The 20,649-nt window shown below is 67.2% G+C and carries 18 protein-coding genes; 8 read left to right on the forward strand and 10 right to left on the reverse strand.

Annotated elements, in window-relative coordinates:
* The first annotated feature begins 29 nt into the window (after positions 1 to 29).
* The gene (locus ACW5CM_RS02460) at positions 30 to 1,358 is read left to right on the forward strand and encodes a hypothetical protein (RefSeq protein WP_457124066.1); all 1,329 of its coding nucleotides are present in this window, start codon (positions 30 to 32) and stop codon (positions 1,356 to 1,358) included.
* Here ACW5CM_RS02460 and ACW5CM_RS02465 read toward each other — a convergent pair.
* From ACW5CM_RS02465 to ACW5CM_RS02475, 3 genes are read right to left on the reverse strand one after another with little or no spacing between them, the layout of a single operon-like run.
* The gene (locus ACW5CM_RS02465) at positions 1,244 to 1,774 is read right to left on the reverse strand and encodes a hypothetical protein (protein ID WP_439255073.1); all 531 of its coding nucleotides are present in this window, start codon (positions 1,772 to 1,774) and stop codon (positions 1,244 to 1,246) included. The genes ACW5CM_RS02460 and ACW5CM_RS02465 overlap by 115 nt on opposite strands.
* Complete coding sequence (locus ACW5CM_RS02470; RefSeq protein WP_457124067.1) at positions 1,771 to 2,346, reverse strand: DUF4352 domain-containing protein; 576 nt, start codon at positions 2,344 to 2,346, stop codon at positions 1,771 to 1,773. Before ACW5CM_RS02470 ends, ACW5CM_RS02465 begins: the two co-directional genes overlap by 4 nt.
* A complete protein-coding gene (locus tag ACW5CM_RS02475) occupies positions 2,343 to 3,197 on the reverse strand; it encodes a hypothetical protein (RefSeq protein ID WP_457124068.1) in 855 nt (284 codons plus the stop codon). The genes ACW5CM_RS02470 and ACW5CM_RS02475 overlap by 4 nt, the downstream gene beginning before the upstream one ends.
* Before the next feature lie 110 nt (positions 3,198 to 3,307).
* Between ACW5CM_RS02475 and ACW5CM_RS02480 the strand changes: the two genes are divergently transcribed.
* Both ACW5CM_RS02480 and ddaH read left to right on the forward strand, forming a co-directional pair.
* Positions 3,308 to 6,955 carry a proline dehydrogenase family protein gene (locus tag ACW5CM_RS02480; RefSeq protein ID WP_457124069.1) on the forward strand — a complete coding sequence of 1,216 codons (3,648 nt, stop codon included), beginning with the start codon at positions 3,308 to 3,310 and terminating at the stop codon, positions 6,953 to 6,955.
* 194 nt (positions 6,956 to 7,149) lie between these two features.
* Positions 7,150 to 8,025, forward strand: coding sequence for a dimethylargininase (gene ddaH, locus ACW5CM_RS02485; RefSeq protein ID WP_457124070.1), 876 nt, complete (start codon positions 7,150 to 7,152; stop codon positions 8,023 to 8,025).
* A gap of 27 nt (positions 8,026 to 8,052) precedes the next feature.
* On the opposite strand, the gene ACW5CM_RS02490 is transcribed toward ddaH, so the two are convergent.
* The gene (locus ACW5CM_RS02490) at positions 8,053 to 9,378 is read right to left on the reverse strand and encodes an MFS transporter (protein ID WP_438254280.1); all 1,326 of its coding nucleotides are present in this window, start codon (positions 9,376 to 9,378) and stop codon (positions 8,053 to 8,055) included.
* Positions 9,379 to 9,383: 5 nt separating this feature from the next.
* Positions 9,384 to 9,821: a MarR family winged helix-turn-helix transcriptional regulator gene (locus tag ACW5CM_RS02495; RefSeq protein ID WP_438254103.1), complete on the reverse strand. Its 438-nt coding sequence runs from the start codon at positions 9,819 to 9,821 to the stop codon at positions 9,384 to 9,386.
* Between the two features lie 52 nt (positions 9,822 to 9,873).
* Between ACW5CM_RS02495 and ACW5CM_RS02500 the strand changes: the two genes are divergently transcribed.
* From ACW5CM_RS02500 to ACW5CM_RS02515, 4 genes are all read left to right on the forward strand, one after another.
* The gene (locus tag ACW5CM_RS02500) at positions 9,874 to 10,614 is read left to right on the forward strand and encodes a copper homeostasis protein CutC (protein ID WP_457124071.1); all 741 of its coding nucleotides are present in this window, start codon (positions 9,874 to 9,876) and stop codon (positions 10,612 to 10,614) included.
* Positions 10,615 to 10,665: 51 nt separating this feature from the next.
* Positions 10,666 to 11,520 carry an alpha/beta fold hydrolase gene (locus ACW5CM_RS02505; RefSeq protein WP_457124072.1) on the forward strand — a complete coding sequence of 285 codons (855 nt, stop codon included), beginning with the start codon at positions 10,666 to 10,668 and terminating at the stop codon, positions 11,518 to 11,520.
* Between the two features lie 38 nt (positions 11,521 to 11,558).
* On the forward strand, positions 11,559 to 12,608 hold the full coding sequence (locus ACW5CM_RS02510) for a lipoate-protein ligase LplAB (protein ID WP_457124073.1): 1,050 nt from the start codon (positions 11,559 to 11,561) through the stop codon (positions 12,606 to 12,608).
* 68 nt (positions 12,609 to 12,676) lie between these two features.
* Positions 12,677 to 13,669 carry a DNA-methyltransferase gene (locus tag ACW5CM_RS02515; RefSeq protein ID WP_457124113.1) on the forward strand — a complete coding sequence of 331 codons (993 nt, stop codon included), beginning with the start codon at positions 12,677 to 12,679 and terminating at the stop codon, positions 13,667 to 13,669.
* A gap of 47 nt (positions 13,670 to 13,716) precedes the next feature.
* Here the strand turns inward: ACW5CM_RS02515 and ACW5CM_RS02520 are convergent, their stop codons facing one another.
* The 4 genes from ACW5CM_RS02520 to galT all read right to left on the reverse strand — a co-directional run bounded on the left by ACW5CM_RS02520 (position 13,717) and on the right by galT (position 18,802).
* Complete coding sequence (locus ACW5CM_RS02520) at positions 13,717 to 15,201, reverse strand: carboxylesterase/lipase family protein (protein ID WP_457124074.1); 1,485 nt, start codon at positions 15,199 to 15,201, stop codon at positions 13,717 to 13,719.
* A 164-nt stretch (positions 15,202 to 15,365) separates the two neighbouring features.
* On the reverse strand, positions 15,366 to 16,343 hold the full coding sequence (gene galE / locus ACW5CM_RS02525; protein WP_457124075.1) for a UDP-glucose 4-epimerase GalE: 978 nt from the start codon (positions 16,341 to 16,343) through the stop codon (positions 15,366 to 15,368).
* Positions 16,344 to 16,406: 63 nt separating this feature from the next.
* Positions 16,407 to 17,597, reverse strand: coding sequence for a galactokinase (gene galK, locus ACW5CM_RS02530; RefSeq protein WP_457124076.1), 1,191 nt, complete (start codon positions 17,595 to 17,597; stop codon positions 16,407 to 16,409).
* A complete protein-coding gene (gene galT, locus ACW5CM_RS02535) occupies positions 17,594 to 18,802 on the reverse strand; it encodes a galactose-1-phosphate uridylyltransferase (RefSeq protein WP_457124114.1) in 1,209 nt (402 codons plus the stop codon). Before galT ends, galK begins: the two co-directional genes overlap by 4 nt.
* 75 nt (positions 18,803 to 18,877) lie before the next feature.
* Between galT and ACW5CM_RS02540 the strand changes: the two genes are divergently transcribed.
* Positions 18,878 to 19,879: a LacI family DNA-binding transcriptional regulator gene (locus tag ACW5CM_RS02540; protein WP_457124077.1), complete on the forward strand. Its 1,002-nt coding sequence runs from the start codon at positions 18,878 to 18,880 to the stop codon at positions 19,877 to 19,879.
* Between the two features lie 6 nt (positions 19,880 to 19,885).
* Here ACW5CM_RS02540 and ACW5CM_RS02545 read toward each other — a convergent pair whose 3' ends face one another.
* Positions 19,886 to 20,560 carry a rhamnogalacturonan acetylesterase gene (locus tag ACW5CM_RS02545; RefSeq protein WP_457124078.1) on the reverse strand — a complete coding sequence of 225 codons (675 nt, stop codon included), beginning with the start codon at positions 20,558 to 20,560 and terminating at the stop codon, positions 19,886 to 19,888.
* Positions 20,561 to 20,649 lie beyond the last annotated feature (89 nt).

The following is a 20,649-nucleotide window of genomic DNA, read 5'->3' on the forward strand; positions in this document are numbered from 1 at the left end:
CTGCGCGCTCTCGGCGCTAGCGTTATCTCGTGATCCCGCTCCTTGCCACGACCGGCCGCGTGCTTCTTGCCCGCTGGCCGGCGCTTCTCGCGTGGTACCTCGGCGGTACCCTGGTGCATTATTTCGGCATCATCGGCGCAGCCTACGCGGGAGCGACGAACGCCGCGATCGGCTTCCTGCTGCTTCCTCTCGCGATCCTCGCCAAGCTCATCGCGTTCGTTGCAATGTTCCTCGTCGTGCGCGATGCGCTGCGTGAGCTGCAGGCGATCGCCCCTCTCCCGGAGAGCGGCGTCGAACGGCGCCGCACGTTCAGCCTCACCCTGCTCGCCAGCATCCTGCCGTTCTTCGCGATCTATACGGCATGGGGTTTCCTGCAGGACGACGTTGATTCCTACGCGCAGCGCGCGCTGGCGATCAGATCGGGCCTCGCCTGGCAGGCGCTCGTCGACGGGACGGAACCGCTGGCAGCGGGAGCCGTCCTCCAGCTCAACGTCACGGTGCTGTCATTGTTCACGATCGTGTCCGCGTTCTCTGCGCGTTGGGCGTTCAAGCGGTTCGGCGCGAAGCTGCCGAAGTGGACCACGCTGCTCGCGGTCTACTTCGAAGCCGTCTGGGTGTTCTTCTCGCTGTTCCTCATCAGCGACGGTTTCGCGGCACTCGGGGCCTGGGTCGATTCGCGGATCGCGATGGTGTGGCTCGGGGACATCCATGAATGGCTCGGTGCATGGCTGGTCCCGGTCGCCTGGCTGTGGGATGCCATCGGCGTGATCGTCGGCAACGTCGCGGGCCTTCTCGTACAGCCGCTGGCCTGGCTGACGATTGCCGGGGTCATCTACGGACAGGCGATCGAGGCTGAACAGCCCGGCTTTCAGAAGAGGTTCAGCGAAGGCACAAAGAAGCGCCTCGAGAAGGTGCCGAACACGGTCGTTCGCTGGCTGGGTGAGATCGCCGGTGAGTTCACCTCCCGCTTTCGCCCCATCGTCAACGCACTTGTACTCATGTGGCGGGCGGGGCCGGTGCTCATCGCCTCGTATGTGCTGCTGTACACGATCGTGCTGGCACTGGACCCCTCGCTGCAGTGGCTGCTCAGCCGCATCATCGGGCCGCAGGATCTGAGTGACTTCTGGCGGGTGTACGGCCCCGCGCTGTTCCTGCTCGTTCCGCTCCTGCTCGAGCCTGTGCGCATAGCCGTCGTCAGCGGCGCCTACGACAGCACACTCGGACAGTTGCGCAAGAAGCCTGATCAGGGATCGATCGAGAAGCGGATCACCGAGGGGACGGCATCCACCGATGCGATCTCCACCCAGAACGGGCCTTCGGTGTCGGATGGGACGACGAACGGCACGATCATCTCGTAGGGCAGAACCCGATTCTCGCCGTCCGTGACGCAGGTGGTCGGCTCCTCGGCGGAATAGCCCAGGCCGATCTCATCACGAGACTCGGGGAACCGGATGCCGGTGCTCTGCTGCACGAGCGTCGGCGCGGTGCACGACGGCCCAGCGCCGTGCGGGTCGACGGGGATCAGCGCGGCGATGATCCTCGCATCTGCTGGCATGTCGAAACCGGAGGTGTCGGCGATCTCGGATGCCCGGATCGGGCCCCAGCTCGTGTCGAGGAGCTCTACGGTGTCGCCGTCTTCGACATCGATCGGAATCGTGTTCTTGAACAGGTTCTGGTTCTGCCAGCCATCCCAGGTGAGAGCGCCGAAGGTGACGGGAGTGAGTAGGGCGAGCGCCCCGAGCGCCACGGCATTGCGCCGCCACCAGCCGGTCATCGGATCCACTCCGGCTCGATGACCTGCACCTCGGAGACCGGGCTGATCTCGTCGAGATCGATCGGGATCTCGAGCACAGAGTCTGCCCTGATGTCGCTGCTGAGCGACAGCTTCAGCATCCCGGCGCCGGTGAGCTCCGGCAGCTCGAAGGCGAGCGAGCCATGTCGGGGGACACCCGGGTTCAGTCGCACATTGAGCATCGACGGCGTGCGCTCGGTGGCGCGATACTCTCGCCCGTCGATTTCGAACACGGCGTTTCCCAGGTTCACGGCGCCGGTGATGTACACGATCCGTAGGCCGGTCACGCTCGCGGCATCCAGATCGACAACGAGCCAGTTCCCGTCGGCGGCCCAGGTGGTTTCGCCAGAGGAATTCTCATCGCCGGTGACAGTGGTTGCCGTGCGGGCATCGGTCACCGTGGCGACGAGATCACGTCCGGCGACCTGCTCGCCGATCTCGCCGCTGACGACGAATGGCGCAACCTCGGCGTCCTCGGCAGGGGCGATTGCGGACACGACTGCGGCCGCAACGAGCAGCACGATGGTCGCCAGCCAGATCTTCAGCTGGTTCATTCAGCTTCTCCCTTCCCGAGGTCTTCGATCGCGAGGTCGACATAGGCGCCGGTGTGCTGGTCAGACCAGTAGACGCCGTAGAGCACGGACTGACCCATGCGGCGGGTCGACGTCGGCAGTGCGAGGCGCATCGAGTCGCCGTCGCTGAATGCATCGACGGGCACCGCCCAGCTGAGCACGACGCGCACCGGAATCTCCGGTTGCAGCCACGGGTTGAGGGTGCCGTCGTCCAGGCGTGCGAGCGACGGGGAGAGCCCGCTCATCACTTGCAGCTCGGTCATCCCGGTGGATTCGAGGACATCCTGCAGCCCTTCAACTCTGGTCAGCCCGAACACGCTGTCCGTGCTGGACGCCCGTGCGAACTCGCTCAGATTGCGGACATCCATGACGAGGCTGAGGATGCGCTGCTCGCCGGGTGTGGGGATGATGCCCGTGCTGTTCAGCTTGTCGATGACCGTCAGGCGCACCGGCGTCATTTCCAGCTCGCCGCCGATGAAGGTGTCGCCGGCTGCGATCACCGGTGTCTGCGGCATCGGTGCCGATTCGAGCCCTCCGAACAGAGCCGTCACACCGAGGAACACCACGAGCGCCGCGGTGCTGAGCCACTTCACCGGCACCCGGTCGATGGCGCGCTGGGCGAGGGTGCGCTTGCCTCCCGATGCCGCGGGCGCAACCCCGGGCATCGTGGGTGCGGCGGCAACGGTCGCCGCCGCACGAGCGCTGGGGCTGGCTCCGGCTGGTCCGCCGGGGGTGATCGGGGTGCCCGGCTTGGTCGCAGAAGAGCCGCCGCCGAGAGCCGCGGCGAGACTCTGGTCTCCCGCGGCCGGTTTGTCCCCCTCAGCCGGTGTCACGGATCCAGCATAGAACCCCGGAAAACCAGGAGCGGGGAAAAGCGGGAAGAAGCATCCTCGCCGCTGTGTGTCACCCTCCGCCGAGGGCTCGGCGCTCTTAGGCTGAACATATGTCAGAGTCGTCAGCGCCAGGCGCCGTCTCGCTCGCCGATCAAACGGTCGAACTCGCACGCCGATGGGCCACCGAAGCCTCCGAGGTCGAGGTCGACCCGGCCGCGGCGCGTCTGGCGGACCTGCTGCAGGACAAGAACGGCCTGCCGTTCACGCTCGGATTCGTCGACGGTGTCATGCGACCGGAGAGCCTGAGCGCCGCCGCTTCGCAGTTGCAGCGCATCGCCCCGATCGTCCCCGACTTCCTGCCCTGGTATCTGCGCAGTGCGGTACGCATCGGCGGCGGCATCGCCCCCGTGCTCCCCACGCCCACCGTGCCGATCGCGCGCCGGGTGCTGCGCGAGATGGTCGGGCATCTGGTCGTCGACGCGCGGCCAGCCAAACTCACCGCGGCCATCGAGAAGCTGCGCTCCGATGGTGCGCGGCTGAACCTCAATCTGCTGGGCGAAGCCGTGCTCGGTGAAGCCGAAGCGCAGCGGCGGCTCGACGGCATCCATGATCTGATCCGGCGCGAGGATGTCGATTACGTCTCGGTGAAGGTGTCATCCGTCATCAGCCACATCTCGCTGTGGGCGTTCGATGAAATCGTCGATACGGTGTCCGAGCGGCTGCTGCCGCTGTACGTCACGGCGGCGAAGACCGGAACCTTCATCAACCTCGACATGGAGGAATACCGCGACCTCGACCTGACGATCGCCGTGTTCACGCGCATCCTCGAGGACCCCCGGTTGGTGCTGCTTGACGCCGGAATCGTGTTGCAGGCGTATCTGCCCGACGCGATGTCGGCGCTTCGCGAGCTGACCGCATGGGCGAAGATCCGTGTCGAGCATGGTGGAGCGCCGATCAAGATCCGTCTGGTCAAGGGCGCGAACCTCGCGATGGAACGCGTGGATGCTGTGATGCACGGGTGGCCGCAGGCCACCTACGAGACCAAGCTCGACACAGATGCGAACTATCTGCGGATGCTGGATGAGGCGCTGCGCCCGGAGCACACCGAGGCGGTGCGCATCGGAGTGGCCGGCCACAACCTCTTCACCATCGCTTACGCCTGGTTGCTGGCCGGGGAACGGGGCGTCCAAAGCGACGTCGAGTTCGAGATGCTGCTGGGGATGACACAGGGACAGATGCAGGCGGTGTCGCGTGACGTCGGACCGGTACTGCTGTACGTTCCCGTCGTCAAGCCTGACGAGTTCGATGTCGCGATCAGCTATCTCGTGCGGCGGCTCGAGGAGAACGCGGCGTCGGAGAACTTCCTTTCCGCGGCATTCCACCTGCACAGCGATGCGAGTCTGTTCGATCGCGAGCGGGACCGGTTCCTGCAGGGGCTGAAGCGCAAAGCCGATCGAACACTCCGAAACGTCAGCCGGCGCACGCAGAATCGCACGGCCCCCGTGCACGAGTCGCTGCGCCCCGGCGCCCCCGCTCAGGCGCACGACGAGGATCTCACGCAGGCGGTGCTCAGTATCGGACGCGGCTCGTCCGGCGACGCTTTTGTGGAGACGGCGGTGTACTCCCGGCGCGAGGTGGATGCCGCATCCGCCGGGGCGCCCGGCTTCGTGAACACCACCGACAGTGATCCTGCCCTGCTCGCGAATCGAGAGTGGGCACACAGCATCCGATCGCGCATCGAATCGTCGACGGCGGGGGATGCCACCCTGCGTGCCGCGCGGATCGACGATTCCGCGCTGCTGGAGCAGACCATCACCCGCACGCGCGCGGCTGCACAGGCGTGGGGGTCACGACCGGCTGCCGAGCGCGCGGAAACCCTGATCCGTGCCGCCGCCGCACTCGAATCCCGTCGCGCGGAGTTGATCGAGGTCGCCGCATCCGAAACCGGAAAGGTGCTCCCCGAAGCCGACACCGAAGTCAGTGAGGCGGTCGATTTCGCCCGGTACTACGCGGCGAAGGCGCGCGAGCTCGACAGCGTTGCCGGTGCGGGATTCGTGCCGGCGCGGGTCACAGTTGTCACACCCCCGTGGAACTTCCCGCTCGCCATCCCCGCCGGCGGAGTTCTAGCCGCGCTCGCCGCGGGGTCGGGTGTCATCTTCAAACCGGCGCCCGAGGCCCGCCGGTGCGCGGCTGTGGTCGCCGAAGCTCTGTGGGAGGCCGGGGTCCCGCGGGATGTGCTCGCCCTCGTCGATATCGAAGAGGGAGATCTCGGCCGCGAACTCATCGCGCACGAGGCGGTGGACCGCGTCATCCTCACCGGCTCGTGGGAAACGGCAGCGCTGTTCCGATCCTGGCGCCCGGATCTGCCGCTGCTGGCTGAGACCAGTGGCAAGAACGCGATCGTGGTCACGCCGTCGGCCGATCTGGATCTCGCGGTCGCAGACCTCGTGAAGAGCGCATTCGGACACGCCGGGCAGAAATGCTCGGCCGCGTCGCTGGCGATCCTGGTCGGCCCGGTCGGGCGATCCCAGCGCTTCGCACGTCAGCTGAAGGATGCCGTGCGCTCACTGGATGTGGGCTGGCCGACGGATCCGCTCACCGAGGTCGGCCCGGTCATCGAGAAGCCGCAGGGCAAGCTCGCCTGGGCGCTGAACGAGCTCGAAGGCGAGGAGCAATGGCTGATCAAGCCGGAGCCGGTCGCCGGAGACGAGAGTGGGCGACTGTGGCGCCCGGGCGTGCGCGTGGGCGTGCAGCCGGGCTCGCGGTTTCATCTGGAGGAGTTCTTCGGCCCGGTGCTCGGCATCATGCACGCACCGACGCTCGGCCAGGCGATCGAGATTCAAAACGCGGTGGCGTACGGGCTGACAGCGGGGCTGCATACCCAGAATCCGCGGGATCTGGAGGAGTGGCTCGGCGGCGTGCAGGCCGGAAACCTCTACGTCAATCGCGGGATCACCGGAGCGATCGTGCAGCGGCAGCCGTTCGGCGGTTGGAAGCGATCCTCGGTCGGACCCGGAGCCAAGGCTGGCGGCCCGAACTACCTGATCGGGCTCGGTTCCTGGCGATCGCTCGGCGGGGGCGCCGCATCCAGCACGCTGCACCTGCGCGGCCTCGATACCCGGATCACCGATCTCATCGAGGCGGCGCAGCCGTCGTTGGATTATGAGAGCTTCGAATGGTTGCGCCGGGCGGCGCTGTCGGATGCTGTCGCCTGGGACCGCGAGTTTGGTCAGGTCCGCGACGTCTCGCAGTTGGGCGTGGAGCGCAATCTGTTCCGGTATCGGCCGGTGCCGGTGATGATTCGGGCCACGGGGGATGCCGGATGGCACGAGCTGCTGCGCGTCGTCGTCGCCGGCATCCGCACCGGTTCGAACTTCTTCCTGTCCACACCCGTCGGGCTTCCCGCGGAGGTGCGCCGTTCGCTGTCTGAGGTGGACGTGCCGGTCGCGGTGGAGAGTGATGCGGAATGGATCGAGCGGATGGCGCGCGCCGGGGAGCCCGACGCGCTCGCAGCCGTTTCTACGGATGCCCCACCGCGTGCATCGCGCGTGCGCCTGGTCGGACCGGCAGAGTCTGTCGGTCGGGTGCATCGTGCGCTCGCTGAGGCCGTCGGCGGCGATCCGGACCTCGCGGTCTACGACGGCGAGGTGACATCAGCCGGGCGCATCGAGCTACTGTCATTCGTGCACGAGCAATCGATCAGCATCACCGCGCACCGCTTCGGCAATCCGGATGACTGGAGCGCCGGGGTTATCTGAGTGGCAGACGCTCATCGCGATCATTGACGTGGCTGGAAACCGGCCGTGCCGCTGGCGAACGCCCAGGGCCGGATGTCACAATAAGACATGGCGTGCCAGCGTCGCATCTTCCCCGCCCCCTCTGAAATGAGCGACGGGTCGAACTTCCGCCTGGCCCATGGACAGCGTCCGCCGCATCCCTCTCAAGGAGAATGATGTCGACGCCAGAGACGATCACCGCACCCGCCACCCCACGCACCGCGCAGCACCGCCGGTATCTGATGTGCCGGCCGGAGCATTTCACGGTCAGCTACACGATCAACCCGTGGATGCAGCCCGCCCTGCCCACCGACACCGAGAAGGCCGTCGCGCAGTGGCAGCAGCTGTACGACCTCTACCTCGAACTCGGCCACGAGGTCGAGCTGATCGAGCCGCTCGCGGGCTACCCCGACATGGTCTACACGGCCAACGGCGGTTTCGTCATTGACGGTCGTGCCTACGTTCCGAAGTTCCGCTTCACCGAGCGAGCCGGCGAGGCGCCCGCTTTCTCGGACTGGTTCCGCGCCAACGGCTACGACACCGTCGAGCCAGAAGAGGTCAACGAGGGCGAGGGTGACTTCCTGCTCGTCGGCGACACGATCCTCGCCGGCACCGGATTCCGCTCCACCGATGACAGCCACCGCGAGGTCGGTGCGGTCTTCGGCCGCGAGGTCATCTCGCTGAACCTGACCGATCCGCGCTTCTATCACCTCGATACCGCTCTTACCGTGCTCGACCCTGTCGAAGGCGTGCACAATGGCGGGCCGGAGCGAGCGAACATCGCGTACCTGCCCGGTGCATTCGACGACGCCAGCAGGGCGATCCTGGAGGAGCGGTTCCCGGACGCGATCCTGGTTTCGGATGAGGACGGATCGGTGTTCGGTCTGAACTCGGCCAGCGACGGCCGCAACGTCATCATCTCCCCGCGTGCGACGGGGTTCGAACAGCAGCTGCGTGATCGTGGTTACAACCCGATCATGGTCGACCTGTCCGAGCTGCTGCTCGGCGGCGGCGGAATCAAGTGCTGCACGCTGGAGCTTCGCGCGAAGTGACCCGGCGCTCCGGCGCGGAGCCGGAGGCTAATCTCTCGGGATCGTGCGGATGGGTGCTGTGGAAGCGGCGACCTCGTCGCTGAACTGCACAGGATCCATCCGCACCACGGAGACCGGCATGGTCTCGTCGAGCGTCAGCCGGAACCGCGAGTTCTCCTGGCGGCGGAGGCGACCGGATGCCAGAATCCACGCGAATCCGATCGCCATGGCCAGCAGTGCGGCGATGCCGCCGACGAGGATGGCAGTGCGGGGGCCGGCGACATCGGTGATCCATCCGGCGATCGGCGCCCCGATCGGAGTGGATCCCATCACGACAGCCATGTACAGGGCGAGCACTCGACCGCGAAGCGCCGGGTCGGTGGTGGTCTGCACGTAGCCGTTCGCCGTGGTCAGCATCGACACGGTGGAGAAGCCGACGAAGATCAGCACAGCGGCGTAGGACCAGTACGTGGGCATCCAGGTCGAGATGATGGATGCGACACCGAACCCGCCGGCGGCGACGATCAGCACCCGCACGCGTGCACGGTCGCGGCGGGCCGCGAGCAGGGCCCCGGCGAGCGAGCCGATGGCCAGCACCGAGCTGAGTATGCCGTAGCCGTCGGCGTCGCGGCCGAACTCCAGTGCCATCGTCGAGGCGAAGATCGGAAAGTTCATCCCGAAGGCGCCGATGAGGAACACCATCACGAAGGTGACCTTGAGGTCGCTGCGCCCCCACACGTAGCGGAAGCCCTCCGCCAGTCCGTTTCGGCCCTTGCTCTTGATGCGGGGGAGCAGTTCGCCGGCGCGGATCAGCACGAGGGCTATCAGCATGGCGAGGAAGGTAGCCGCGTTCAGGACGAACACCCAACCGGTGCCAACTGCAACGATCAGCAGCCCGCCAACGGCTGGACCGATGAGGCGTGCCATGTTGAAGGATGCTGAGTTGAGTGCGACGGCGTTCGACGCATCCTCCAGCGCCACCATGTCGGACACGAAGGCCTGTCGCGCTGGTGCGTCGAAGGCGTTCGTGATGCCGAAGGTCAGGGCGAATCCGAACATGATCGGAAGAGTCATCACGCCGGTCAGCAGCAGGGCGGCGACACCGAGGGCGAGCAGCAGTAGAACCGACTGGGTGATCAGCAGGATCTTGCGGCGATCAAAACGGTCCGCGACCCAGCCAGTGACGCTCACCAGGGCCAACGGTGGGCCGAACTGCAGCGCCATCGTGATGCCCATTGCGGTGGCGTCGTTGTCGGTGAGCTCGGTCAGCACCACCCAGTCCTGTGCGGTTGCCTGCATCCAACCACCGATGTTCGACACGAGCGCGCCGAGAAACCAGATTCGATAGTTGAAGGTCGAGAAGGACCGGAACATGGCGCTCATCGTTCGGCCACCTTCCTGATCAGCTCGGCGGCTTCTCGGAGCGTGCGCAGTTCTTCATCGGTGAAGTCGAACTCGGCGAGGGCGTCGGCGAGGGCGGCGTCGCGCTTCTGCACGGTCGCCGTCACGATCTCGATTCCGGCATCCGTGATCTCGATGTTGACCCGGCGGCGATCCTGCTCGTCCGGCACGCGGACGACGAGTCCGGCTTCTGCCAGGGCATCCACCGCATTCGACATCGTCGGGGCGCTCACTCGTTCGTGCTGGGCGAGGGCGCCCACGGGGCTGCGTCCGTGCTTGTTGAGGCTGGCGAGCACGGCGAACTGGGCGTCGCTGAGCGTGTCAACGGCGCGCTCGCGGCGCAGGCGGCGGGCGAGGCGGAACGTCGCGAATCGGAGATCAGTGGCGGTGGCGTGCAGAAGGTCAGGATCAGTCATTGCTTAGGTAGTCTAACTAAGTTTTCTGGGAAGGGCTCGGGATCGGGGCAGAATGGATGCTGTGAACATCGCGCTCGAGATCGCCGTCCAAGATCCGGCAGGCGTGCGCATCGCGCACGAGGTCGGGGCCGCACGGGTCGAACTGACCCAGGCGCTCGCGCTGGGCGGGCTGACCCCGTCGCCGGCGACGCTCGAACTCGCGCTGACTGCGGCAGGGGACAGCGGGCCCGAGGTTCATGTCCTCATCCGTCCGCGGCCCGGTGACTTTCACTACGACCAGGACGAGATCGCCGTCGCGGTGCGCGATGTGGAGCTCGCCGTTCACGCCGGAGCCGCCGGAGTCGTCATCGGAGCAGTGGATGCTGCCGGCGCGCTCGATCTGGATGCCATGGCCCGACTGCGAGATGCCGCGGGAGATGCGACAGTGACGCTGCACCGGGCAATCGATGTCACCGCCGATCCCGTGGCGGCACTGGAGAGCGCGATCGCTCTGGGGCTGACGCGCGTGCTCACCTCGGGTGGGGCATCCACCGCCATTGAGGGCATCGCGATGCTACGCGCACTGGTTGCCGCAGCGGACTCGAGAATCGAGATCATGGCCGGCAGCGGCGTGAACGCGGACAGTGCCGCAGAGCTCGCGAACACCGGCGTAGACGCCCTGCACTTCTCGGCCAAGCGCACGGTGTTGGCGGAGAGTGGCGTGCGGATGGGGTCGGCTTCCGAGGGCGTCGGCGGCTACGAGGTCACTGACCGTGAGGCGGCCTTCGCCGTCCGAGCAGCACTGGGACTCTGACGCGGAGGGTGCTCCGCTGACACGGGGCCGCGGCATCCGTAGACTCAACCCATGCCCGTAACCTGCGAGTTCATCGACGCGCACGGCGTCACGATCGTCTATGACGTCCACGCGGCGGAGGGCGCACCGCGCGCGGTCGTGCAACTGCTGCACGGAGTAGGTGAGCATGCTGGCCGCTACGGGGCTCTGATCGATGCGCTCACCGCCGCCGGATACATCGTTTACGCCGATGATCACCGCGGGCATGGGCGCACCGGCATCCGCCAGCACGAGGATCCGGCCAAGCTCGGCCGACTCGGCAAAGGCGGGCTGAACGCCGCGCGGGATGCCATCTGGCAACTGACCGAGATCATTCGGTCGGATCATTCTGATCTTCCGCTCGTTCTCTTCGGGCATTCGTGGGGGTCGTTCCTCGCGCAGAAACTGCTCAACGGGCATCCGGAGGCGTGGGATGCTGTCGTCCTGTCCGGATCGGCGCTGCTCACCCCACGCGATCTCAATGCCGCTCCGCTGAACGCCCGGTGGGAGGGCAGCGATGCCACCGGTTACGAGTGGCTCAGCCGGGACCAGGCCGTCTGGAAGTCGTTCGACGAGGACCCGCTGACAACCAACGTGCCGTTGCTGAAGCTGTTCGGACCGTTCGAGGCGCTCAAGCTCTACGGGCGTCCGAAGAAGGATCTCGGGCGCGACATCCCGGTGCTGCTGATGGTCGGCCGGGACGATCCCGTCGGTGGGCCGCACAGCGTACATAAGCTCGCCGACGCCTACCGCAGCAGGTCGGGCCTCACCGACGTCACCACTCTCGTGTACCCGGATGCCCGCCACGAGATTTTCAACGAACTGCAGCAGGGTGAGGTGCGCGCAGACCTGCTGGCCTGGCTGAACAAGCGGATGCCCCGACGCTGAACCCAGCCCCGTTCGGCACCCGGCGTTAAGCTGGAGTCGTGCATGGTGAATACAAAGTCCCCGGTGGGAAGCTCGTCGTCGTCGATGTCGAGGTGCGAGACGGCAAGCTTGCCGACTTCCGCCTGGCAGGCGACTTCTTCCTCGAGCCGGACACGGCGCTGGAAGCCATCAACGCGGCGGTCAACGATCTGCCCGCCGAATCGGATGCCACCACGATCGCCGCAGCGGTCAGGCAGGCGCTGCCGGACGGCGCGCAGCTGCTCGGCTTCAACCCCGAGTCAGTCGGCACTGCCGTGCGCCGCGCACTGGTCACCGCAGCCGGTTGGCGTGATTTCGACTGGGAGATCGTGCACGAGAAGGCTGTTTCGCCGCAGCTAAACCTCGCCCTGGACGAGGTGCTCACCGCCCGCGTCGGCCAGGGGCGACGTCGCCCGACCCTGCGCATCTGGGAGTGGGACGCGTCCGCCGTTGTGATCGGCTCCTTCCAGTCGTACCGCAATGAGATCGATCCGGACGGTGCTGCGCGCCACGGCTTCGACGTCGTGCGGCGCATCTCCGGTGGCGGAGCGATGCTGATGGCTGCCGGGCAGATCATCACCTACTCGCTGTATGTGCCGGCATCGCTGGTGCAGGGAATGACGTTCGCCGACTCGTACGCCTTCCTCGATGACTGGGTGCTGCAGGCGCTGCGCGCGGTCGGCGTCGAGGCCACCTATCAGCCGCTCAACGACATCGCGAGCCCCACCGGGAAGATCGGCGGCGCTGCACAGAAACGCCTCGCCAACGGTGGCGTGCTGCATCACGCGACGATCTCCTATGACATCGATGGCCAGGTCATGACCGAGGTGCTGCGCATCGGTAAGGAGAAGCTCAGCGATAAGGGCACGACCTCCGCCGCCAAGCGGGTAGACCCGCTGCGCACCCAGACCGGACTCAGCCGCGCCGAGATCATCGACAGCTTCAAGACGACGTTCCGTTCGCTCACCGGTGCAGAAGACGGTTCGATCGCGGCTGACGAGTACGCCGATGCCGAGGCGCTCGTCGAGTCGAAGTTCTCGACCGACGCGTGGCTGCACCGCGTTCCGTGACCTTCGTGCCGGCCGCTGACGCGTCGATCCCTGAGCCTTCGCCGATCCCCTCTTCGGCTCCCTCCCCGATCCCTGAGCCGGTCCCTGAGCCGGCTCCGGTCCCTGAGCCGGTCGAAGGGTCGGTCACCATTGTCGAGGGCGACAACCTGGCTGTGGCGCGGACGCTGCCGTCGGGATCCTTCACGCTCGTGTATCTCGACCCGCCGTTCAACACCGGCCGGGCGCAGGAGCGGCAGGTTGTCACCGCGAAGCGGTTCACAACTCCTGAAGAACCGTCCGAAACGGGGGCCAACGGCACCGAATCCGCTGATTCGCGTGAAGTTCTCAGGAGTTCTGCAACGGATGCACCGGCGGATGCACCGGCGGAAGCGCCGGCCAAAGAGATCCGACACGGGTTCCACGGGCACCAGTACGAGCGGGTTCGCGGCATGCTGCGCACCTACGACGACCGTTTTGATGACTACGGCGACTTCCTCATGCCGCGGCTGGAGGAAGCGTGGCGGCTACTCGCCGACGACGGCACCCTGTATCTGCACCTCGATTACCGGGAGGCGCACTACGCGAAGGTGATGCTCGACGCGGTGTTCGGCCGGGACTCCTTCCTCAATGAGCTGATCTGGTCGTACGACTACGGCGCCAAGTCCCGGAGGCGCTGGCCGACCAAGCACGACACGATCCTGGTGTACGTGAAGACACCGGGACGGCATGTGTTCAATGCCGACGACATCGACCGCGAGCCCTATATGGCTCCGGGGCTCGTCACGGCGGAGAAGGCGGCCCGGGGCAAGCTTCCCACCGACGTCTGGTGGCACACGATCGTGCCGACCACGGGGCGCGAAAAGACCGGATATCCGACGCAGAAGCCCGAGGGGATCCTGCGGCGGATCGTGCAGGCATCGAGTCGCCCCGGCGACCGCGTGCTCGACCTCTTCGCCGGCAGCGGCACCACGGGGGCGGTGGCATCGGCCCTCGGACGCAACGCTGTTCTCGTGGATGACAACCCCGAGGCGGTGCGCGTGATGCACAAGCGGATGCCGCACGCCGAGGTCACGACGATCTGACGACCCGGCCGTCGGGCACGGTCTGTGAGGCGGTGGCGGTCGCCCGGCTAGACGATCGCGAGCACGCTGTCGTAGGCGTCCTCCGCCACGTCCGCGCCCGTTCCCCCGAACACCCGTGCGATGCCTGGGGCGGTGTGCCAGGCGGGCCAGCCGGGGCCGCCGCCGGAGATGAACGCGACGGCTGAGCGGTGCATCTCATCGGCCAATGCCTGCGGCGGCTCGTCCCCGGCGAGGTGCTCGACGCGCTCGCGGTCGAGCCCGTCGAACCAGAACGGCACGTCAAGGCAGTGGCATGCCCAGCCCATCGCCGGTGACACCCACGAGAATCGGTAGACCCAGGTTTCGGCATCCGCTCCGCTGCGCGCCTCGGCGACCCGGGGAACCAGTGAGCGGAAGATGTCGTCGCTGATGAATCGACCGATCACGGCTGCGCTGCCCTTCGCGCGCTGGGCGGTGTTGGCCTGCAGATACGCGCGGCGGGTTTCGCGACGCCGGAGGAATGGGCGCAGCAGCAGAGCCGGCGGAATCCACCGCACCTTGGTGCCTTCGCGCTCGGCGACCATGGTGAACTCGTCGTCGGCGGCGCCGAGCAGCAACGGCTTATCGGCACCGATCCCGAGGCGCAGGGACTCGGCGGTGGGGCGGGCAATCAGTTCACCGTCGACCATCGGTCCCCAGGGGAGTCCGTCGTTCAGCAGATCGATGAGCATGCCGATGCCCTTGCGCGGGGTCGCGGCTTTCGGCTGCAGCTGCCGGACGCGGCGTTCGCTGAGGCTGCGAAGTCCGTCGACGTCTGCGGTCACCGCGCCGAACCGGGCCAGATGTTCGCCCCGTCGCTGGGCAGTGTCCAGCGGCATATCGGCCACCGCGCCCGAGAACGACATCGCCGCGTGGAACAGGTGCTGCGCCGACGGCATCCCGAGCAGGGTCAGCACAGCGCCACCGCCCGCTGACTGTCCACCGATCGTGACTCGGCCGGGGTCGCCGCCGAAGCCCGCGATGTTCTGCTGCACCCACTCGAGGGCTGCCACCCAATCGCGCACCCCGCGGTTGTGCGGGGCATCCGCGATGAATCCGAAACCGTCGAATCCGAGCCGGTACGAGATCGAAACGGTCACCACGCCGTCGCGGTTGAAGCGCGCGCCGTCGTACCACGGGCTGGCCGGAGAGCCCTCGGTGTAGCCGCCACCGTGGATCCACACGAGCACCGGAAGCGCGTCACCCGGTGCCGCAGCCGGGCGAAGGGAAGGCGTGAAAACGTTGACGTTGAGCGTGCTCGCGCCGGGGACGGCAGGTTCCGGGATGAGGTTGTCGGCGCCGGTTACGCGCAGGGGTGTTGCGCCGTAGCTCGTGGCATCAAGCGGTTCCGTCCACGGTTCGGGTGGCACGGGTGCGGCGAAACGCAGATCGCCGATGGGCGGTGCGGCGAACGGGATGCCGAGAAATGCCGCGGATGCTGAGGGGGTGCCGTGGTCGCGCCAGAAACCGCGCACCGGTCCGGAAGCGGTGTCGACAATGGGAGTATCGGTCACGCGGTGTCTCCTTCGATCGCGAGCGCCAGCTTCGCAGAAGTGCGCGTTCTTCGCACGAATCTACTGAATTCCTGCGAAGGAAATGCACATCTGCGAGCGAAGTGTGTGACGTAGCCAGCGCCGCCGCGGGCATCTGCGAGCACGGCAGGCCGGACGAGCATCGCTCAGCCGGCGTTGCGGCGCGCTTCCCAGCCGGTCTGCACCATCTGATCGACCGTGTACCGCATCTGCCAGTCCAGATCGCGGGCAGCAAGCTCACCGGTGGCAACGATGCGGTCGGGGTCTCCCGGGCGGCGCGGTCCGATCTCCGGCGTGAAGTCGATCCCGGTCACACGGGCGACGGCATCCATAATCTGCTTGACGGACAGTCCATCGCCGGAGCCGAGGTTGTACGCGGCTTCGATCGGCTCGCCGGCGGACATGCGCTTGGCAGCGGCGACGTGCGCTGCGGCGATATCGCCCACGTGCACGTAGTCGCGGACATTGGTGCCGTCGGGGGTGTCGTAATCGTCGCCGAAGATCTTCGGGGTCTTCTCGGCCAGCAGCGCCTCGAACACGATCGGGAAGAGGTTGTGCGGACTGACGTCGTAGACGGTGGGGTCTGCGGAGCCGACCACGTTGAAGTAGCGCAGCGAGGTGTGCCGTAGCGGGTGCTCGCTGTCTGCGGTCGCGATGGCTAGGTCGCGCAGCATCCATTCGCCGATGAGCTTGGACTCGCCATAAGGGCTCGCCGGCTTCTTGGCGGTCTCTTCGACGACCAGGGGTACGTCGGGGGTGCCGAAGACGGCGGCGGAGGAGGAGAACACGATGTTGCTGACGCCGGCGGCCGCCATCGCCTCGAGGATGACGCGCGTCCCCTCGACGTTCTGGGCGTAGGTGTGCAGTGGGCGCTGCACCGAGACTCCGGCGTACTTGAACCCGGCGACGTGGATCACGCCTTCGGCGTTGTGCTCGCGCAGGGTCTTCTCGACGAGTTGGCGATCGAGGATGCTGCCCTGAACGAACGCGACGCCCTCCGGGACGAACGATGTCAGCCCGCTGGAGAGGTCATCCAGCACGACCGGGGTGAGTCCGGCATCCGCGAGGGCGCGCACGACGTGCGCTCCGATGTAGCCGGCGCCGCCGGTGACGATCCAGGACATGACTTCCTCTCTCGGCCGCTTGCGCGACGCGTTCCTCTATTCTGCCGTGCCCGCTGGGGTGCGTCAGACGTCGCGGCGTGCTCCGGCGGCGGGAGTCACCGTGAAGATGTTCGGTGCCGTGAACCCGGATGCTGCGAAGGCTGCGGTCACGGCATCCGACACTGTCTCGACGGCCGACTGCTCCACCAGCGCGATGGCCGCACCACCGAATCCGCCACCGGTCATTCGCGCGCCGAGCGCGCCCGCGGCAAGGGCAGTGTCGACGGCGACGTCCAATTCGGGAGACGAGATTTCGAAGTCGTCACGCATGGATACGTGCGAGGCGACCAACAGGTCTCCCACGGCGCGCGGTCCCTTCTCGCGGAAGGTGCGCACCGTGTCGAGTACGCGCTGGTTCTCGGTGACGATGTGGCGCACGCGGCGGAAGGTGACCTCGTCGAGCAGTTCGGCGGCCCGGTCAAGGTCGGCGATGCTGACGTCACGCAGTGCCGGGACGCCGAAGGCAGCAGCCCCGCGCTCGCAGGCGGCGCGACGCTCGCCGTATCCGCCGGTGGAGTGGGCGTGGGAGACGCGGGTGTCCATGACGAGGATTGCCAGTCCGGCCTCGGTCATGCTGAGGGGGACGAGGTTGGCATCGAGCGTGCGGCAGTCCAGGAAGAGTGCGGCATCGGGCTCGCCGAGCATCGATGCCATCTGGTCCATGATTCCGGTGGGCGCTCCGACGGCTTCGTTCTCGGAGCGGCGACCGATCTGCGCAAGTGCGGTGCGGTCGAGTCCGGCGTTCCACAGGTCGTTGAGAGCGGATGCCGTGGCACTCTCGATCGCGGCTGAGGAGGACAGGCCTGCTCCGACCGGGACGTCGGAGGCGATGGCGATGTCCACGCCGGTGCCGGTGGTTCCGGCCAGTTGCAGTGCCCAGGCGACGCCGAGCGGGTACGCGGCCCATTCGGCAACGGCGGGTTCGGCGCCGGTCGCAGTGGGAAACAGCGTCGTCAGTTCGTCGAGGGAGACCTCGACCGGCTCAGACGCGAACGTGGATGCGACGCGAATGCGACCGTCCTCCCGCATGCCGACTGCGGCATATGTGCGGTGCGGGATCGCGAACGGCAGCACGAAGCCGTCGTTGTAGTCGGTGTGTTCGCCGATGAGGTTGACGCGGCCCGGAGCCGACCAGACGCCGGCGGGTGCGTGGCCGGTGAGCTCTTCGAAGAGGGCGACGGCCTGAGCGGCGGGTGCCTGTGTGGTGGTGGTCATGCGGTGAGCTCCTCTGCGCCGTCGTTCTTTGCGCTGTGGTTCTCTGCGCGTTCGATTGCCTCGCGGATGCGGGCGGCGCCCTGCTCGGGGGTGACCTCGGCGGCCCAGGCCCACATCGCGGCTTCGGATCCGGCGAGGAACTTCAGCTTGTCGGCTGCACGACGCGGGCTCGTGAGCTGCAGGTGCAGGCGCACCGTTTCACGGCCGACGTTCACCGGAGCCTGATGCCAGGCAGCGATGTACGGGGTGGGGGTCTCATAAAGGGCGTCGACGCCCTTCAGGAGTTTCAGATAGAGCGGGGCGAGCTCATCGCGTTCGGCGACCGTCGTTGCGGCGAAGTCCGGCACGTGACGGTGCGGCATGAGGTGCACCTCCAGCGGCCAGCGAGCGGCGAACGGCACGAAGGCGGTCCAGTGCTCACCGCGGAAGACGACGCGCTCGGAGGCCTGTTCGGACTCGAGGATGCGCTGGTACAGATCGGGTGCCGTGTGCTCGATGCTCTCCAGTGCGCGGGCGGTACGCGGCGTGACATACGGGTAGGCGTAGATCTGGCCGTGCGGGTGGGGGAGGGTGACGCCGATCGCCTCGCCGCGGTTCTCGAACGGGAAGACCTGCTCGATGCCGGGGATCTGCGACAGCGCCGCGGTGCGATCGGCCCAGGCCTCGATGACGGTGCGGGCGCGCGTGACCGACTGGGTGCCGAAGGAACCGGAGTGGTCAGGGCTGAAGCATACGACCTCGCAACGGCCGACCGAGGTGCGGCTGCGTTCCAGGCCGAGGGCGGCAAGGTCATCGAGTCCGCGCGGCGGGTTCGCGGCGACCGGAACGCCGCCGAAGCCCTCGGGAAGTGCGGGGCCGAAGGCCGGAGAACGGTTCTCGAAGACGGCGACGTCGTAGAGCGACGGGACCTCAGAGGGGTTCGTCGGAGTCTGCGGTGCGAGTGGGTCGGCGTCGGCGCTGGGCATCATGACGCGGTTCTGCCGGTTCGCGGCGACGGTGATCCAGTCGCCGGTGAGCACGTCCAGACGCATGTGCGCTGTGTCCGGACGCGGGTCGAGGGTGCGCGCATCAACCGCGCGTTCGGCGCCAAGGGTGGTGCCGGGGTCGTCGTAGTAGAAGAGCTCTCGGCCGTCGGCGAGCGTAGTGGCTCGTTTGATGACGCCGGCGCTCAGCTCGCTCGTGCACAACTCCTGAGGTTCTTGCATGTTCACGTAAACACGGTACCTTCTCAGCGGTGGTAACGTCAACATGCAGGAGTTGTGAGCGGGAGAGGGCGGCGCATGGTGGGGCGAACGGCATCCGGACGGGTATCGATGGCGCAGGTCGCCAGCCGCGCCGGCGTCTCCGGTCAGACCGTGTCGCGGGTCGTGAACGACAGCCCGCGCGTCGACCCGGTCACCCGCACCCGCGTCGAGAAGGCGATGGCAGAACTCGGCTACCGACCCCATCGGGCCGCACGTGCGCTGCGCACCGGGCGCACCCAAACGATCGGTCTCGTCGTGACGACGCTCGCCACGGTCGGCAACTCGCGGATGCTGCAGGCCACCGCGGAAGCGGCCGAACAGCGGGGCTACGCGCTGCTGGTCGTCACCGCCGGCGACTCCGTGGCGACAGCGTTCGACCGGCTTCACGATCAGGGTGTCGATGGTGCGATCGTCCTGAACGAGGCCTCGGCGATGATGCGGGCCGCCGATCCGCCTGAGGGGCTGAGGCTGGTCGTGGTCGACGCGCCCGCGGCTTCGGATCTTCATATCGTGCACAGCGATCACGCCGGCGGCGCAGCCGCGGCGACCAGGAGCTTGCTCGAGCTCGGACACACCGCGGTCTGGCACCTCGCCGGTCCCGAAGACTCTTTCGCGGCGGCCGAGCGTGAGCGCGGGTGGCGCGAGACGATGGAAGCTATCGGTGGCGGGAAAGGTGAGGTAGTACGAGGTGACTGGTCAGCTGATTCCGGGTTCGCTGCCGCCGCTCGCATGACCGAAGCCACTGCCGTCTTCAGCGCGAACGACCAGATGGCGCTCGGCCTCATCCGCGCGCTCGCTGAACAGGGTCGGCAGGTTCCGGAGGACGTCAGTGTGATCGGCTTCGACGACGTCCCGGATGCCGCGAACTACCGACCGCCGCTCACCACGATCCGGCAGGACTTCGCGGCGCTCGCGACTGAAGCGGTGGCACGGCTTGTCGCCGAGATCGAGGGAAAAGGGGCGGGGTCTCCAGCATCCATGCCCGCCACGCTCGTTCCCGCCACGCTCATCGACCGGGCCAGTACTCGGGCGGTATAGGCGGCGTCAGCTGACGATCGGCGAGCCTTTCGCGGGCTGGTCGCCGTCGCGGCGCTCAATCGCACGCAGAGAACGAGCGACGAACGCGGCGATGCGGTCGGCTCCTTCCGCGCGGAAGTGGGTATCGTCGGCCAACCCATCCGGCCAGGCGGCCGCCTCGCCCGGAGCGAAATGCGACAGCAGCTTCGTCGACTCGTCGGCACCGAGGTCCTCGTACAGCCAGGCGGTGAAAGCCGCGAGGTCGATGAGCGGGGCGTGAAGCTCCTGAGCGAGATCGCGCACAGCGTTCGGATAGTCGCCGTGCGTCGGAATCAGTCCGCCGGAGTCGTTGAACCACCGACGTTCGCACGATGTGCACAGCACGGCGAGACCCGCGCGGTCGCGGACGTCGGCGACCATGCGGCGCAGCCGATCGGTGTAGCCGCCACGCGCGTCGAGCTCCGGCAGCTTCTGGTCGTTGTGGCCGAACTGGATCACGACAGTGTCGCCGGCGCCGACCTCGTCGAGCAGTCCCGCCCATGTGCCCGAAGCCAGAAACGACTCGGTCGTCGCACCGCCGAAGGCCAGATTCCGGACGGGGGCGTCGATGTGTTGCTCCAGAAATTGCCCCCACCCGGACATCGGAGACTCCTGGGGCTTCATCGGGGCGACGGTGGAGTCGCCGGCCAGGTGATAGGTCATCGAAGAGCCTCGCGGTTGGGGTCAGAAATGGATGGAGGTGACAGCAGTGTGACACGGACAGCGTTTTCCCGCACCTGTTGACTCGTTTC

Source organism: Microbacterium wangyouchuni, from assembly GCF_054072595.1.